Origin of the sequence: Sabulicella flocculans, from assembly GCF_045449635.1 — a bacterium.
Classification (GTDB): domain Bacteria; phylum Pseudomonadota; class Alphaproteobacteria; order Acetobacterales; family Acetobacteraceae; genus Roseococcus.
The window spans coordinates 82,338-98,887 of record NZ_JBJJBR010000007.1; the positions used below are offsets into that span (position 1 = coordinate 82,338).

Here is a 16,550-nt window from a genome sequence, read left to right on the forward strand (position 1 = left end):
GTCTCCCCGGGTTGTCCGGGGCAAGGCTAGCCCCGGCGCGCGAGGTCCGCCACCGCCCGCAGCACCTCCGGCACGCCCTGGCCGGTGGCGCCGCTGAGCAGCATCACCGGCCGCCCGCAGGCGCGCTCCAGCGCCTTGCGGCGGGAGGCGACGGCCTGCGGCGTCATCGCGTCCAGCTTGTTCAGCGCCACCACCTCGGGCTTGTCGGTCAGGCCGCCGCCGTACTCGGCGAGTTCGTGGCGGATCAGGCGATAGGCCGCGCCGGGGTCGGCCTGGGTGCCGTCCACCAGGTGCAGCAGCACCCGGCAGCGCTCCACATGGCCCAGGAAGCGGGTGCCCAGCCCGGCGCCCTCGCTGGCGCCCTCGATCAGGCCGGGGATGTCGGCCAGCACGAACTCCTCGGTCGCGTTCAGCCGCACCACGCCCAGCTGCGGGTGCAGCGTGGTGAAGGGGTAGTCGGCGATCTTGGGCCGCGCGGCGGAGGCAGCGGCCAGGAAGGTGCTCTTGCCCGCGTTGGGCAGGCCCACCAGCCCGGCATCGGCGATCAGCTTCAGCCGCAGCCAGATCCACTTCTCCTCGCCCGGCCAGCCCGGGTCGGCCCGGCGCGGGGCGCGGTTGGTGGAGGACTTGAACATGGCGTTGCCGAAGCCGCCATCGCCGCCCTTGCACAGCAGCACCCGCTTGCCGGCCGCGTCGAGGTCCGCGATCAGCGTCTCGCGGTCCTCCTCCAGGATCTGCGTGCCGACGGGCACCTTCAGCACCACGTCGTCGGACTTGGCGCCGGTGCGGTCGCTGCCGGCGCCGTTGCCGCCCTTGCGGGCCTTGAAGTGCTGGGCGTAGCGGTAGTCGATCAGGGTGTTCAGCCCCTCGACGGCCTCGGCGTAGACGTCGCCGCCGCGGCCGCCATTGCCGCCATCGGGGCCGCCGAACTCGATGTATTTCTCGCGCCGGAAGGCGACGACGCCGTTGCCGCCATCGCCCGACTTCACGAAGACCTTGGCCTCGTCGAGGAACTTCATGCGGGACCTTCCCAACGCAGAACGGGGGCCGCGAGGGCCCCCGTCAGCCTGCCACGCGGATGCGCGGGGTTACTCCGCGGCGAGCTTGATCGGCTCGACGGAGACGTGCACGCGGCCCTCGGCCTTGCGCTCGAACTTCACGTGGCCCTCGACCAGGGAGAAGATGGTGTGGTCGCGGCCCAGCCCGACGTTGCGGCCCGGCTTCACCTTGGTGCCGCGCTGGCGGATCAGGATGTTGCCGGCCAGCACGTGCTCGCCGCCGAACTTCTTGACGCCGAGCCGCTGCCCGGGGGAGTCGCGCCCGTTGCGGGACGAGCCACCAGCCTTCTTGTGTGCCATCTGTGCTGCTCCTTCAGGCCGCGATGGCGCCGATGCGCAGCACGGTCTGGTGCTGGCGGTGGCCCTGCTTGCGGCGGCTGTTCTTGCGGCGGCGCTTCTTCAGGATCAGCACCTTGTCGCCGCGGGTCTGCTCGATCACCGTGGCGGTGACGGAGGCGCCGGGAACGGTGGGCGCGCCGATCTGCAGCCCGGCATCGCCGCCCAGCGCCAGCACCTCGTGGAAGGTGACGGTGGCGCCGGCCTCGGCCTCCAGCTTCTCGACGGTGAGGACCGAATTCGGCGTCACCCTGTACTGCTTCCCGCCCGTGCGGATCACTGCGAAGGTCATCACTCGCGCCCTTTGGGCGGAATGGCCGCCCGGAAAACCAAGGAATCGGCTGCCCAGGGCGGAGGCCCAAAGACGGCCGCGGGCGGCACGCTCGGCACCGCCCGGGAGCGGCTGAATAGGGGCATGGCCCCCGGGAAGTCAACCCGTCCCGTTGCCATGCCGCGCCGGGCGCCCTATACGGCGCCGCAGGCCAGGACAGGTGGCGGAGTGGTCGAACGCGCCGGTCTCGAAAACCGGAGTACCGGCAACGGTACCGTGGGTTCGAATCCCACCCTGTCCGCCAGTCCCCTGAGGCGTCCCGTTCTCTGCCTGGTCGGCGACCGCGCTGAGTGGCAGGTTTCCTGGGGTTCTTGGGGCCGACCTGTTGACTGGCCTGAGCCGGTCACGCCCGAAAATCGCTCTCCGGAGGCCAGTTCTCTCCGGACCTCCTGACTCGGGCGCTTTGGTACGGAACACAATAACCCAGGTCGAAAGCCGGCTTTGCCGCGGCGGGCGCTTGCCACGGTTCGAACCTCACTTGCCCGAATTCCATGCTGCGAGAGCAAACACTTCGGTACGTAGGCGCCGATCAACGCTCATACTCACCGTGCTTCAACGAGGCCCTGCGCAGGCCGCGTCCTCCTGAAGCCACGCAGGCAATGGCAGCCAGGTGCACCATCGCCGGCTGGACCATGATGGGCACAACCGTATCAGAAGGGATCAGGCTGCGGACCTCCGAACAGCTTGGAGGTCAACGCGAAACTCGCTACACGAGCTTAACCGATGTTCTTGGTCGGGGTGCGAACGGATGTTTAGCAACCGCGCCCAAACCGTGAAGTCGCTCATGCAATACGTTGAAGGTTTAGGCCAGTTGCAGCGCCGCAACGACGAGTATGCCAAGGAACGAACCACCGAAGCAGTGGTGGTGTCCTTCCACTCTTCTTGGCAGGAAAAGATAAAGAAGAGTGCGTTTACAACCATATTGCGAAAGAGAATTCCATTAAACTCGCGCCCTCAGCGCATATATTTTCATGTAAACTCGCCGATCGGAGCGATATGTGCCCGCGCAAAAATAGAAGATGTTAAGACTATTTCGAAATCAGAGGCGTTGAACTTAGAGCTCTCGATAAATCTTACCGCCGAAAAGATCCTGCAATACATAGGAAACGACAATCAAATTGGCGCGTATTTCGTTTCTCATATTGATTATGCACCACGCGAGGCGAAGTCTTCGGAAATTAATCGTATCTTTCCGTACTATCCGCCACAAAGTTTTGTTTCGTTAAGTTCGGACCATGAAAAAATAATTATCAATATGTGTGGATACAGTGCGATCGCCGAATAGCACGCATTCAGAAGTTTGAGCGCAGCAGGTCGTCAGCACCTACCTCTAGCCAGCCCAGGAGATCCGCCGAGAACGAGCCCCCCGCTGCAAGCAAGCCGCGATGCTGAAGCTCGCGGTGCAATGCTGGCTCTGCGAACTCCGCCAGGAAGCGCCGACGCTCAGCCAGGTTGAGGAAGCCATCAGTTGGCGGTCGATCCAACATCCGCTCCGGCAACCGCTCCATGGCCGCCGACCGGCCACCGCTGAGCCCCATCGCAAGGGCCAGCACCTGCGTTTTCCGGTCCCCCTGCGCTGTTGACGCTTCGAACAACCACCAGCACAGAACGGCACCCTCGCCACCAGCCTGGCGCACGCTGGAGCCCAAGCGTTCGGGCGGCGTGCTCCGCCACTTCGTCAGCTGACTGGCGACCAGCGGATGGTCCAACCCTAGGAGCCCCAAGCCATCCGTCGCCATTGCCCGTTCGCGGTCATCCGTGAACTGCGCTACCGTCGTCCCAGTCTGATCGACAACCTCGAAAAGCCCATCCCCGGCCTTCCTGAGTGCCCAGCCCTGCTCCGCCAGAGCTGCAGCCAGGAAGTCATGAATGCGGCCCACGCTGCTGGCGAGATCAGAAAATGGTCGGTAATCCTCCAGGCTGAAGCCATCGAGGTCCTGGAACAACTCGAACACCACCTGCCTCGCCTCGCTGGCATTCGCCAGCGCAGCGTCGAGCTCGACCTTGGTCCGCCGCAACTCTGGATCAGACAGCGCCGCCTGGTACAGCCTGTCGTAGTTCAGTCGTTCCGACAGCTGGCCCAGCACTTGCGCCCGCAAATCCTCCGCGACATTACCGGCCTCATCCACCTTGCCGAGCGCGCGCGCGATCTCTGTCAGCTTCTGATCGAGCATCAGGAATATGCGTCCCTCGATCGTGTCGGATAGGATGAGGTTGTAGACCTGCGCTGTGTCGCGCTGGCCGTAGCGGTGGATGCGACCAATGCGCTGCTCCACGTCCATCGGATTCCAGGGCAGATCGAAGTTGAACAGCACGCGTGCGAACTGGAGGTTGATGCCCTCCCGTCCCGCCGCGGTGCAGACCAGGACCCGCGGACCGTCCTTCTGCCGAAACCGGCGTTCCGCCGCCAGCTTCGCGCCGTGGTCGCCGCCGCGTAGGACGGCGACACCTTGGCCTGGATACTCTGCCTCAATGTCGCGCGCGATCTGCTCAACGGTGCCGAGGTAGGTGGCGAAGATAACCACCTTTTCCTGCGGATTTTGTCGCCACAGCACGCCGAGGCCGGCCAACAGCTTCGCAATCTTCGTTTCGCGCGCCGCTGGGAACGTCGCCAACATCTCTGCGATGCGCAGCCGCTCCTCCGGCAAGTGGACCGAGACAGCAAGGCTGGCGAGGTCTTCCGACGATTGAGCCGCAGCCTCGTTCCCATAAGGATCAGAGGCCTCCGCGAGCGCCTCCTCCTCGTTGTCCAGGCGGCGCACCAACCGAAGTTTCAAATCCGCCAGCACCTGGTCCACCTGCCCGCGGCCGACGGGATCCTGCGGCAGCCCGTATTCCTCGTGAATGAGAGCCCGCGCTTCGCCGTAAAGCAAGTCGCGTCCATCGATATCCAGGGCACGGTCGCGCAGCACGGCTTCATGGATGGTCAGCGCGAGCATCCGGCGACGCAGGGTGCGGCGCACAGCAGCGAAGCTCGACGCCGCGATCTTCTGGAAGATCGCCATCAGGAAGCCAAGCGCTCGGCCCTTGCCGCCCTGGCGCTTGGCCAGGTCAAAGCCGTCCTGAAGGTAGCGCTGCAAGGCCTCGTAGAATTTTCGCTCCGCGTCGGACATCACGAAGGACTCGGTGTGCACCCAGCGCCGCGCAAAGAGCGGCGAGCCATCCGGTCGGCATGCATCGGCCTTGGTCCGCCGGAACACTACCGTCGAAAGCCGGTGCCGCTGCGTCACCATCTCGTCCACGCTGCGGAACAGGGTCGGGTTCAACAGCTGGATCAGCATCCAGAAGGGGAAATGGTGCCCCTGATGCGGCGTGGCAGAGAGCAGCAGCAGGTCTCGTGCGTGGTCCTTCAGCGCCTCTGCCAGCTTGTAGTTTTCCGTCCGGCGGACACGCTTCCCTTCCTGGACCGCCGTCAGGTGATGCGCTTCATCGAAAACCACGAGATCCCAGCGCGGGGCCTCCAGCAGACGCTTTACGCGCGCGGGCCGTTTCAGCGTGTCGATGCTTGCGATCAGACGGTGGTGCTTGGCGAACGCGTTGGTTTTGCGGTCGGTCACATCGCCTTCGCTACCGAAGACCTCAAAGTCGAGACCGAACACCTCATTCAGCTCGCGGTGCCAGTTGTTCACCAGGCCCGCGGGAACCACCATCAGGGCGCGCTCGAGCTCCCCACGGCTCGCCAGCTCGCGCAGGATCAGCGCCGTCTCGACGGTCTTGCCCAGGCCGACCTCGTCGGCAATCAGAAAGCGGCGGGGGCTCGCGGTGGCCACGCGATGGGTCAGCACGACCTGATGCGGGAGCAGGTCGATCCGCGCCGAGGTCAGCGCGGCCGCGTCCTCCATCAGAGGCAGCATGTGCGCCTGCAAGGTCAGGCGGATGGCACGCAATCGCTCCGGCGTGCCGGCGACATTGGCCAGGATGCGATCGGCCCGGGAGAGCGCAGGACGCAACGCTGCCAGCGGCACCCGACGCTCGCCGGCGCCGAAGAAGGCGCGGACGTAGCCGTCCCGCGACGCCTCCAGCACCACCCCTTCGCCCAGCTCCGCATGCGACACCCGCACGCCGGGTGTCAGCTCCAGCGCTTCGCTCATCAGGATAGCCGCGCCTGGCGCAAGCCGATTAGTCCCGGCCCCTCCGCTGGCCCTCGCCAGCCGGCTGGCGAGACTCGCTCGACATCGCGCTCAGCACCCGAGAAGAGCAAGCGGCCGAGCGGCAGGCGACCGTTATCCGCTGTCGCCCACAGCCACGCGTCGTTTGGCGCATCGTAGGTGACACGCTGCGCGCCGCTGGGCAGCCACAGCACCAGGGCGCGCTCACCTTGGTATGCGTCCTGAAACTCGCGGACGAGGTCGCGAAGGTCCGTAGCGATCCAGGTTTCTGCATCCGCCGGTGCCAAGCAGTCCAAGGACGCTTCGAGACCTGTCGCGACCAGCGCGCGCCCTCCATTGCTGACGAGGTCGACGGGCCAGTTGAGCCGCTCGCCGAAGAGCGCACGCAGCGGCATCACCTGGTCAGGGCTGGCTAACTCGCGGAATGCGTCAGCCCCCCAGAGCAGCGTGAGGCCGCGGCGTGCCCAGGCATCGGCGAGCGGCATCAGCTAGCTGTCCCCGAACAGCGACATCTGTGCGCTCGTCGGCTTGGCAGGCTGGGCCTTCTGCCACGCATCGAACCGCATCTTGGCAACCTTTGCCGCGTCGCGAATGACGGTGGTGTGGCCCCGCCGCTCGAACCATTCCAGCAGCGGCCGCAGAGCCGGATGCGGCTTGAAGTTCGGGTTGCGAAGCGTGTCATTGGCGTCGAGGCCGCTGCCGGGATGACAGGCCCCGATCAGCACCATGGCCTGGTCGTAGTCGCTGTCGAGCTTTCGCTTTTGGCGCTTGTGCCACGACTGCGCGATCTCAAGCGGCGAGGTCAGATGGTAGACCTTGGCCTTCTCCGAGCACCAGCCGCGCTCCTCAAATTCATCCGGGCTGCTCCCTGTCCCTCGGAGGAACTTCTGCATTTGGTCGCGCTTCTGCTCGGCGCCGTCGGCAAAGATGCGAAGGAACTGCCGCGTGTATGGTTCTGCGTCGACAGGCGGAATCTCTGCGGCCGTCGATCCCTCGTCGAGGATCTGGTTGATGCCGATGATGGCTTCCTTGACCGAGATGGTTTCGCCCTCAGCCTTAAAGACCTGACCGTAGTGGCGGGAGAAGTACTCGAGCGCCTTGCCTCGCTTGATGACCGCAAGATCTGCCGCGGGCAGACCCTCCTTCGCATGCGCCTCCAGCACGCCCTGAAGCTGCTTCACGTCTTCCAGCACCTCACGCCTCATGCGCGCCCAAGAAACTGGCTTTGGATCCTCGGTGCGCTTTCGGCATACGTGAATGATGTCGTACTCGACGCGCTGCGACCCGTATTCGCCGTCGCCCTTCGTCTCATCGCCCCGGATCGGGTAGGTAGCCTCCAGCACGAAGCCCGCATCAAAAAGGCTTGCAAGCACGTCGATCCAGGGTTCGTCCTGATCATGGTGAAACGTGAATGCGAGCAAACCTCCAGCTTTGAGCTTGCGATGTACCTCGTGCCACGATTGTGTCAGGAGGCGCCGGTAGAAGGCGTCCGCTTCATCACCCTGCCGTGCCTTGTTGGAGACTACCTCAAGGGTCTTCGGGGTAGCCTCGGGCCTGAAGCACGCGTGCTGCTCTCGCAAGAGAGGCCGCATCCAGCTGTAAAAAAAGTCAGCCCACTCCGCATACTGCATCAGGTTTCCAAAGGGCGGATCCGTTACACAGAGATCGAGGCTTCCATCTTCGATATCGGTAAGGTTCGTCGCCGATCCACAAATCAAGCTCTCGACTGGGAGCAGAGGATCGCGCGGATAGATCTTCGTGCTCTTTGCTGCTCCAGCATCGCGCGTCGAGTTTTCATTTACCAAAATTTCCCAAGGATCAGATGACCACTCGAGGGTTTCAAATATACCTTCGATACAAGAAGTCCAGTTGCCGCGACCTTCAGCACAAAAGAACGAATTTTCGACAGGCATAATCTTCGGCCGAAAATTGTTCTTTGCAAATTGCGGCTCCAAAGAGTCTCGCTGCAAATTCCATATCGTCATCATGCACTGGTTGCGGATATATTGTTGAAATGCCGCGATAACAATGTCGACGCATTCGTCTGAATATCGTCCGCGCTGTTCATCGATTCCCTTGGCAAGAATGGACAGACAGAGGAGCTGTCTCGGATTAAACATCGTATACCAATGCGTATAGCCGTGACGACGAACTGACCAGAAATCTGCCTCAAGTCCGTAAGGCAGCTCCTGTCGCGGCCAGTATTTCGCCAGATCGGTGTTTTTCCTCTCTTGCCATTCGCGCTCGGCCGCCGTGATTGCAGCTTGGTTGTTAAGGGGGGAAAAGAACCGTCCCCCATAAGCCGCGCCACTCGCGTCGCGGGTATAGGACATTCCCTGAATGAGTGCGGGAACGTATGGCGCGCCCTTGCCCGTTCTGGATGTGCTATCGAGAACGTCCTGCACCGTACCGCACCGAGCACATTCGAAGTGGGCCTTCTTCGGCACGGTGCCAGTTGCGGCGCCGGTCTTCAGTGTCTCCCCGGTCGTCGGACAGATGATTTCTGCGGGAACGCGACCACGCACCTCGAGCAATTCCAGCGCCGCCCCGCGCTTGACGTTCCATCGCACGTTGCTTTCAGCGTCGTCCTGCGGTGTGCCGCCGAGAGGGAAGCCGTCGTCATCGACGCTGGCGCATCCTGTCAGCCAAGACGGATGGATTAGCAAGGACAAGTCGACCTTCTTGCGAGACGCCTTGCCTAGCCGCGGCAGATCTGTGTGCCGGCAGTGCGGGCAGACCACGCCTTTCCGAGCGTCCAATACGGCGTAGGGGCCCTCACTGTCGGCCACGACGAGCGGAACGTCTGGCGCCATGCGCGCCGGCTTTTCCTCTATGTCAAATGTGGATTGGCACGCCACGCATCGGTGTGCCCAGAACCGGATCGATATTGACTTCACCGCGACTATATTCGTGTTGACGATCGGGGTGCGGTGGCCACAACCAGTTACCTGGCAGTGTCCGTGCTTGATCCAGAAGGTGTAGACCATCTCTGGGCCGCTATACGCATAGCCCTTGCGTTCTTCTGGCTTCAGCGCGAGTGGGTCGAAATCATCTCCCATAGCGATCTTGTCAGAGAGACGAGTCCAGACGCCCTTTTCCCCAGCGGGGCCCTCGCAAGCATAAAAGGGCATGATCTGCGGCTTCACCTCGGCCTCGACGTCGGCCAGCAGCCGCTTCACCGCGTCGAGGTCGGGCTTGGCGAATTCCTGCTTCACGACGAACCAGGCCACCGGATTCAGGTCCACACCAGACATCTGCATGCCCAGGCGCGAACCCTCCACCAGTGTGGTGCCACCGCCCATGAAGATGTCAGCGACCTTCAGGTGCTTTAAAGCGCCTTTCTTCTGGTGGTTGGCGTAGTAGGCCTCCCACACTGCCTTCGCGGCCTGGGCCGGGTCGTCCGGCGCCTTCATAGCGCTGGCCAGCAGCATGGCGCGGAACACGGACGATCGGCGACGCGCCCACCACTTCGACATCTGGTAAATCGGCTTGCCGGCGTTGCCTTCGATCTGCGCAATCTGATTGATCGCCAGGATCGGAAAGTCGACCTCGATGCAGGTCTTCGGGCGATTGGGATCCGAGAAGTCCACCGTCTCCACGGCCATCGGGCGGCCGGCACCGACTGCCTTGGCGATGTCCTGAGCGAGCTTGTCCTTGGCCGATACGGTGGCGCCATCACGGGGCATTCGGGGAATCCTGGAGTCGGAGTTCGATGAAAGGGGAGAGCGCTTCGAGCAGCGTTAGCCCGCCATGGCCGAGATTGGCATTGCCGCCCGGCACCGACCATTTCCGGCGGCCCAGCGGCAGACGCACACGCTCCTGGCGGCCCTGGAGCGACAGCGCCAGTGGCGGGGACCACCCGCCCGTCTCGCCATCTGCTGCAGTACGCCCGCCAGCGAAGACGCCTCGAAGCCACGCCTTCTGATCTTCGTAGGTATCGTGGAAGCCACCGATGTGGGCATAGCCGTGGTCGGACGTGACCAGCAGTCGCCGCCCTGTGGCGAGGCGCCGCAAGAAGCCCCAGAAGGCGGCGTCGGAGAATGTGTCGGCGACGTTGCGCGCCAACGCCTGGAAGCTGCTCCCGGCGTGAAAGCGCGCGTCGGGCCATTCGTGCCAAAACAGCCATCGGGGCTCCGCCTTCACCAGGGCGGCGCAGTCGGCCCAAGGGAGGTCGGCAACCTCTGTCGTGGCTCCGAGCAGACGAAAGCCAGCAGGAGGGTGGTTGTTGGCAAGGGTGTTGCGAGCCGGGACACCGAGCGCTTGGGCGAAGGAGTTCGTGTCGCCGGGCAGCTCAGCGGCCGTGGCTTCAGCCCTCACGACAGCGAAGCCATGCCCCAGTGCACCCTGGGTTAGCAGTGGCAGTTCCCGGAGCGATAGGCCATCCAGGATAAGGACCGCAGCACCAGCGCCATGCGGGACTGCGTTCCACCAATCGACCAGACGGTCGGCGGTTCGGGGCATGGCATCACCGAAAGCAGCCCACAGATCCCAACCGGCACCCGCCAGCCATGCATCAACCGCCTGCAAGGCTTCGTCCCGGAGGCGGGCCGCCGTATCAGACGCCTTGCCCTGCCCGACACTGTCGCACACGTCGAGCGCATGCTGCGCGAGTGCGGCCCATGCTGCCGCCGGATCGGCTTCCTGGAGCTGGCGCAGCAACGGTAGGGGCAAGGATGCCATCACGTGGGCGGATCCTCGCGATCGAGCGACAACCCGTAAATCAGCCCGTCAGGCAGCTTCTCCAGCAGCTTCTTGATCTGCGCCCCGGTGGCCGAATCAATCGTGATCGTCACGGATTGAAGCGGTGTCGCTGCGCCGATCTCCCACATTTCCAGCTGACCGGCGAGGTTCAATCCTGAATTCGGCTTGGGAGACTGGAGGCGCGTCCGCTTGGGCGGTGCGTTTCCGCTCCCGCCAAAGATGCCGGCTCCGCCGCCGAAGAGGCCACCAGCAGGCCCCTCGCCGAAACCGGGCGTGCCCGCGCTTCCGCCCGCCGGCGGCGTGGTCGGTGGGGCGCCCGGAAAGCCGCCAGAGGATGATGGCGACGAGCCTAAAGAGGCGCCTGTGACGCCGGGCGTCACTCCCGGTGGGATAGGCGCACCGGGTGTGGGCGCGCCTGCGTTCGTGGCACCTGTCTGTGGGGCGGGCCCGTGCGCGGCTACACCGACGCCAGGCAAACTGAGGATCACCTCCTCAAGCTGCTTTCCATCAGGAAGCTTGCCGCGGAGGCGCGTGAAGGCGTCTTTGATGTCCTCGCCCGGGCGACGTTCCAGTCGCTCGCGGCCCTGGACGTCGATGGTGATCTTGCCCTGCGCGCAAACGGAGATCAGCTTCTCCTTCATCGCGACGTCGCCGAGCCATGGAATGGTGTCGGCGGGCGCGGGGCGCGGCTCGCGGAGCTCGTCGAGCACCTTCCTGACCGACGCCGCGCTCTTGGCGGCTTCCACCGCGTAATCCGCAAAGGCTTCTGGCTCGAAGAGATCGTTGGCGATGGTGGTGTCCATCGCATTCGGGATCTCGCTGCCGCGAACCTTGAGCTTCTCCTCGGTGAAGCGAGACTTTGCGGGCGTCTGGTTGTCCCAGGCTGCGAGGATGGCAAAGCGGTCGTATCGGTCCTTCAGCGCGTCACGGAGGAGCTTCTGGTACTTCGTCTTGAGCTTCGCATACTCGGCGCCCTGCCATTCCGTCGCTTTGACGACGGCTCGTGCATAGAACAGCAGTGTCGGATCGTCGAAGACGGGCTGTGCCGGCTTGCCGTCTGCAGTCTGCGTCCGCGGCAGCAGGAAGCGCGGAGTGTTCCGCCTCTGCGGCAGGTGATCCTTGAGCCACTGCGCGAGGCGCTCGCTGAGGCGATCAGGTGTCTCCGGCAAGACAAGAATCGGGATGCGGTTGCTCCACATCGCCGGCTGGTCTTCTTCTGCCAGGCCGGACCAAGGGTCCGTCAGCCAAGCCTTCGGCAGGGGGATGACTCGGAACGGCAGAGTCACGCCGGGATCGCCGTAGATCACATAGCGAATCTCCAGCGCGAGATGCGCGATGTCGGCACCGCTCGCGAACAGCTTCGCGTTGCGAGCCGCCGCCTTGAGCTTTGCCTCAGCGTTTTCCTCTTCGCGGAAGATCAGTCGATCAGCCACCTCGTGTAGGTTGAAGCTATTGTCGAGGATGGTGTCGAGTTCAGCCGGAAAAGCATTTGCATCGAGGGCCACACTGCGCGTGCAGTCCATCTGAAGCTGCGCTCGCGTAGCCCCAACCGTCTTCTCAACAGCGATCGAGCGTAGCCAGAGCGACGCAATGACGTCCTCGAGGTGGGGCACATCCTTCGCCGCATTGTCGACCGCCTCGGCTACCGCCTCCCGGTTTCGACGCGCCTTGTCGCGCAGGGCGCGGTGCTCCGGATTGTTGACCGAGTCCAGGAGCGGTCCGATCCCGCTATCCTCGTCATCAATGTAGAAGTCCGCGGCAGTCAGGACCGGTGATGCGTTGCCTCGGCTCTTGTAGAGTCCGGCGAGAATCTTGATGAGGTCGCGGTTTTCCTGAGCAGAGGTCGCGACCAGGATTTGGTCCTCCAGGAGCTGAAGCAGCTGTGGCGAGAACGGCCATGCTTCAGTGAAATCCTGGCGGACGCTGGCGTGCTGTGCGGCCGGCACCTCCCCAAGCCTTAAGCATTCGGCCACGTGGACCGCGGTGAGTGCTTCGATGTCGGCGTCGGCGACCTGTAGCCGGTTCTCGAACAGCCGATGCAGCAACAGATGACGCCGATCTCGCTTCGCGTGCGCGCCGCTGAAGTTCTGGAGTACGGGATTGATGCGCTGCACCTGCTTGAATGCGTCGGTCGTACCGTTGCGGATGGAGACGACCAGGAGGAAGAGATCCGGGCGTTGGTCCCCGATCTCTGAGAGAATTTGGATGAAGTTGAAGGCCCAGGTCTTGTGGGGCTTGTTCGGCGCATCGACGAGGCCGTCGAACCAGGTCTGGAACTCATCCAGGATCAGGGCGGTCGGCCTCTGCTCAAACATCTTGAGCAGCAGCTCCATCGAAGGAACTGGCGTCTTGTGGGCTGAGCCGTGCTCCCAGATCCCCCTGTACACCTTGCCCTCGGGATGCTGGTCGAAGAGGACATCCCATAGGAACGGAAAGCGCTGCTGGTGAAGGCTCGCGGTCACTACCTCCAGGCCAGAGCGCAGCGGAATCGTGGCTAACGATGGATCATTGAGTACCCCGGCCCAATGCGTCAGCCATGCTGCCGCTGCTGGGCCATCGGTCAGGGTGTGGTAGAGCGCTCCAAGGAGGTGGGACTTACCGAGGCCACGCTCACCCATTAGCGCGATTGGGCGGCTGAGGCCCGGGCCCGCTGCGCGCAGCATGCCGACAAGATCGGACGTGGGGTAGGTGATCGAAAGGAAATCAGCGGCGGGAAGCTGAGTTGCGCCCGTCTTCTTGGTATTTGTCAGATCAATCTGTGTGCCCTGGAGTAGCTTTCCCCGGAATTCAGGCCGCAGCGTCAGTCCAAGCATAAGCCACTATTCCCCCTTGCCAACACAAAGCGGCGCCTTTGCTTGCGCTGGCGACCTTAATAGCGACCAGGGGCAACCCGCGTGCGGATCGGCGCGCGGGACCACGATGGTCTGCGTCATGATACTCATTCCAACGAAGAAATTCCATCGCTGCACGCGGCCTATGGGCGGCTAGCCACGGGATGCGCTTTGTTCACCCCAGGTTGCCGGAAAAGGCACCAGCAACCGCGGCAGCGTCATCCCCTCCGGCTGCCGCCCGTCCAGGATCGCCTCGACCATGTCCGGCGCCAGCAGCGTCAGCCGCAGCACGCGCGAGACATAGGACGAGTTGATCTTCTCTGCCGCGGCCAGCTCGTTGATAGTGGCGAAGCGCCCGGTCTCCAGCATTCGCCGCCACCGGAAGGCTCGCGCCACAGCCTTGATGAGCGTGAGGTCCTGCCGGCGCTCCAGCGCCAGTACGCCGGGTGTGACCATCGCCTTCCGCCCTCCCCGGGGCTTCACCCGAAGCGGGATGACCACGATGAGGGTCTGCGCGGTGTCGCTCATACTGCCGCCCTCCCGGCCTCGGCTCCCCGGGCAGCGAGGTCCCGCACCAGACTGCCGAGCCCGTCGAGCCGCAGCCGCACCGCGGCGCCCTCCGCCCGGACGTCGACCCGATCCACCAGCAGCCGCACGATGCGCGCCCGCTCGGCCGGGAAGAGCTCGTCCCAGAGCGGCTCTATGCGCTCCAACGCCAGCAGCACCTCCTGCTCAGTGACCTCCGGTGCCGTCGCGCGGGCCGCCCGCCAGGTGCCGACCACCATCTCCGGCTGCCGCAGCAGTGCGCGGACCTGTGCGACCACCGCCGACTCGATCTCCCCGGCTGGCAGCCGCGGGATCGCCGGCCGCTCGGTCCCGCCGCCCTTCAGCACCGCCTGGCTGACATAGTAGCGGTACATCTGCCCGCCCCGCCCGCGGCTGTGGCTCGGCGACATGGCGCGGCCGTCGCTGTCAAAGATCAGCCCGCGCAGCAGCGGCGCCGTCGTGTTCCGCGTCCGATTAACCCGCACGCGCGGGCTGACCTGCAGGATGGCGTGCACCGCGTCCCACTGCTGCTGGGTGACGATGGCGTCGTGCTCGCCGGGATAGGCCGTTCCCTTGTGAACCGCCTCGCCGAGGTACACGCGGTTGCTGAGGATGCGGTAGACGTCACTCTTCGTCAGCGGGCGGCCCCGCTTCGTGGTGGCGCCCTCGGCTCGCAGGGCCTGCACCAGCTTGGTGCAGGACTCCGTCTCGACGAAGCCCTGAAAGATCCTCCGCACCAGCGCGGCCTCGGCCTCGTTCACCACCAGCTTCCGCTCGCGCACGTCGTAGCCGAGCGGCACGTACCCACCCATCCACATGCCGCGCTTGCGCGAGGCCGCGACCTTGTCGCGGATCCGCTCGCCGATGACCTCTCGCTCGAACTGGGCGAAGCTGAGCAGGATGTTCAGTGTCAGCCGCCCCATGCTGGTGGTGGTATTGAAGCTCTGCGTCACAGAAACAAAGGTGACGTTGTTCGCATCGAACACCTCGACCAGCTTGGTGAAATCGACCAGGGAGCGGCTCAGGCGGTCGATCTTGTAGACCACCACCACATCCACCAGCCCCTCCTGGATGTCAGCGACGAGGCGCTTCAAGGCGGGGCGTTCCAACGTCCCGCCAGAGATGCCGCCGTCGTCGTAGCGCTCCCGGACGAGGACCCATCCCTCGGCGCGCTGCGACGCGATGAACGCCTCACAGGCCTCGCGCTGCGCGTCGAGGGAGTTGAACTCCATGTCGAGCCCTTCCTCGCTCGACTTCCGAGTATAGACCGCGCAGCGGAGCTTCCGCACGGTCGCCGGCATCGCACCGGCCGGCTTCGCGTCACGCTTCATACTGCGCTCCGGCTCGGGCGCAGCCCGAAGAACACGCGCCCGTTCCAGCGGGTGCCCGTGATGGCGCGGGCGATGGCGGAGAGGGACTGGTAGGGCTGGCCTTGGTACTCGTAGCCGGCGCGCGTGACGGTCACCACGTGCTCGACGCCCTGGTATTCCCGGATCAGCTGCGTGCCGGCGATCGGCTTGTCGTCGCCGCGCATGCGGCGGACGGTGACCTTCCCGCCGTCGAGCTGCTCGCCGAGCGCCTCGAGGCGGGCCAGCGTCTCCGGCTTCAGGCCGCCATAGGCAAGCTCTTGAATCCTGTAGGCGAGCCGGCTTTCCAGGAAGCGCCGATTGTAGGGCGGCGGCTCGGCGCCGAAGAGTTCCCGCCACTGCTGCTTCAGCGCAGGCGTGGCGGCGGTCTTCAGGGCGGCGAGTCGGCCGAGCACGTCGGCGGGCGGGATGGCGGGGGCGGTGAACGCCGGCCGGGGGGTGGGCTTGGGCTTCGTGGTGCGCGTCATGCGTCTCTCCGGGTGGTCCGGTTCGCATGCAGGCGCTGGGCGGCCGGGAAGTGTAGCAACCGCTCTCCGCGGTCCGCGGAATCAGGCGCGGCTTCCTCGCCAGCGCGGCTGCGCAGCCGCAGCAGGCCGCGGGCAAGCAGGTCGCAGACCTCGCGGAGGTGGGGCGGCAGTTGGGGGTTCGGTGGGGGCGAGAGCATGGTTCGAACCGAACATCGGACCAGACCGCTGCAAATCGAAGTGCAATCAATCGCTTGGCGAACGCACGCGAAAACAAAGGAAGCGATGCGCAGAGCGTGCCGGTGGCGGATGCCGGCGCCAGGGAGCTGCGAGACCTGCCCGGCGTGCACGAATCGGGAAACCTGATCCGCTCCGCCGAACAGCCGCACTGCGAAATTGCCCTTGACCCCCAGGGGGGCGCATGACTACGGCAATCCGCGAAGCCGCATGGGAACGGACAACTCAGAATGCAAGAGCCATGACTACGCGAACGGCCTCCCTCGGGCAGGCGATCGTGGCGGCCAGAAAGGCGAAGGGGCTCAGCCAGAAGGACCTCGCCGCCGCCATCATGAAGGATGACGATTCGGGCGCGATCTCTCCCCAGTACCTGAACGACATAGAGCACGACCGCCGCAGCCCGACCTCTGACCATCTGATCCGACAGTTCGAGAAGGTGCTCGGGATCGAGGAGGGATACCTCTTCGTGCTGGCAGGCAAGATCCCCGACGAGATGCGCCGCAAGGCGCGCGATCCTGCGAAGGTTTCCGAGGCATTCCGGGCCTTCCGCAGAACCCTGACGAAATAGCG

General features: G+C 64.6%; 13 protein-coding genes and 1 tRNA gene. 3 read left to right on the plus strand and 11 right to left on the minus strand.

Annotated elements, in window-relative coordinates:
• Nucleotides 1-26: 26 nt before the first annotated feature.
• The 3 genes from obgE to rplU all read right to left on the minus strand — a co-directional run bounded on the left by obgE (nt 27) and on the right by rplU (nt 1,686).
• Nucleotides 27-1,019 (minus strand): GTPase ObgE, encoded by a 993-nt coding sequence (gene obgE / locus ACI6QG_RS09535; RefSeq protein WP_407024360.1) that lies wholly within the window; start codon nt 1,017-1,019, stop codon nt 27-29.
• A 69-nt stretch (nt 1,020-1,088) separates the two neighbouring features.
• On the minus strand, nt 1,089-1,358 hold the full coding sequence (gene rpmA, locus ACI6QG_RS09540; RefSeq protein ID WP_407024361.1) for a 50S ribosomal protein L27: 270 nt from the start codon (nt 1,356-1,358) through the stop codon (nt 1,089-1,091).
• A 13-nt stretch (nt 1,359-1,371) separates the two neighbouring features.
• Nucleotides 1,372-1,686 carry a 50S ribosomal protein L21 gene (gene rplU / locus ACI6QG_RS09545; protein WP_407024362.1) on the minus strand — a complete coding sequence of 105 codons (315 nt, stop codon included), beginning with the start codon at nt 1,684-1,686 and terminating at the stop codon, nt 1,372-1,374.
• Nucleotides 1,687-1,879: 193 nt separating this feature from the next.
• Between rplU and ACI6QG_RS09550 the strand changes: the two genes are divergently transcribed.
• Together ACI6QG_RS09550 and ACI6QG_RS09555 are read left to right on the plus strand one after the other, a co-directional pair.
• Nucleotides 1,880-1,969, plus strand: a tRNA-Ser gene (locus ACI6QG_RS09550).
• 504 nt (nt 1,970-2,473) lie between these two features.
• Nucleotides 2,474-3,010, plus strand: coding sequence for a hypothetical protein (locus ACI6QG_RS09555; RefSeq protein WP_149537237.1), 537 nt, complete (start codon nt 2,474-2,476; stop codon nt 3,008-3,010).
• 7 nt (nt 3,011-3,017) lie between these two features.
• On the opposite strand, the gene ACI6QG_RS09560 is transcribed toward ACI6QG_RS09555, so the two are convergent.
• The 8 genes from ACI6QG_RS09560 to ACI6QG_RS09595 form a co-directional block, all read right to left on the minus strand.
• Nucleotides 3,018-5,816, minus strand: a complete 2,799-nt coding sequence (locus ACI6QG_RS09560) for an SNF2-related protein (RefSeq protein ID WP_149537236.1) — start codon at nt 5,814-5,816, stop codon at nt 3,018-3,020.
• Nucleotides 5,816-6,319, minus strand: coding sequence for a hypothetical protein (locus ACI6QG_RS09565; RefSeq protein WP_149537235.1), 504 nt, complete (start codon nt 6,317-6,319; stop codon nt 5,816-5,818). Before ACI6QG_RS09565 ends, ACI6QG_RS09560 begins: the two co-directional genes overlap by 1 nt.
• A gap of 3 nt (nt 6,320-6,322) precedes the next feature.
• The gene (locus ACI6QG_RS09570) at nt 6,323-9,520 is read right to left on the minus strand and encodes a DUF1156 domain-containing protein (protein ID WP_149537234.1); all 3,198 of its coding nucleotides are present in this window, start codon (nt 9,518-9,520) and stop codon (nt 6,323-6,325) included.
• A complete protein-coding gene (locus ACI6QG_RS09575; protein ID WP_407024363.1) occupies nt 9,510-10,493 on the minus strand; it encodes a hypothetical protein in 984 nt (327 codons plus the stop codon). The genes ACI6QG_RS09570 and ACI6QG_RS09575 overlap by 11 nt, the downstream gene beginning before the upstream one ends.
• A 20-nt stretch (nt 10,494-10,513) precedes the next feature.
• Nucleotides 10,514-13,348 carry a DUF499 domain-containing protein gene (locus ACI6QG_RS09580; RefSeq protein WP_149537232.1) on the minus strand — a complete coding sequence of 945 codons (2,835 nt, stop codon included), beginning with the start codon at nt 13,346-13,348 and terminating at the stop codon, nt 10,514-10,516.
• Nucleotides 13,349-13,519: 171 nt separating this feature from the next.
• Nucleotides 13,520-13,894 (minus strand): hypothetical protein, encoded by a 375-nt coding sequence (locus tag ACI6QG_RS09585; RefSeq protein WP_149537231.1) that lies wholly within the window; start codon nt 13,892-13,894, stop codon nt 13,520-13,522.
• Nucleotides 13,891-15,243: a recombinase family protein gene (locus ACI6QG_RS09590; protein WP_149537230.1), complete on the minus strand. Its 1,353-nt coding sequence runs from the start codon at nt 15,241-15,243 to the stop codon at nt 13,891-13,893. The genes ACI6QG_RS09585 and ACI6QG_RS09590 overlap by 4 nt, the downstream gene beginning before the upstream one ends.
• On the minus strand, nt 15,240-15,746 hold the full coding sequence (locus tag ACI6QG_RS09595; RefSeq protein ID WP_407024364.1) for a DUF2924 domain-containing protein: 507 nt from the start codon (nt 15,744-15,746) through the stop codon (nt 15,240-15,242). The genes ACI6QG_RS09590 and ACI6QG_RS09595 overlap by 4 nt, the downstream gene beginning before the upstream one ends.
• A 475-nt stretch (nt 15,747-16,221) precedes the next feature.
• Here ACI6QG_RS09595 and ACI6QG_RS09600 point away from each other — a divergent pair, with 475 nt between their 5' ends.
• Nucleotides 16,222-16,548 carry a helix-turn-helix domain-containing protein gene (locus tag ACI6QG_RS09600; protein ID WP_149537228.1) on the plus strand — a complete coding sequence of 109 codons (327 nt, stop codon included), beginning with the start codon at nt 16,222-16,224 and terminating at the stop codon, nt 16,546-16,548.
• Nucleotides 16,549-16,550: the final 2 nt, after the last annotated feature.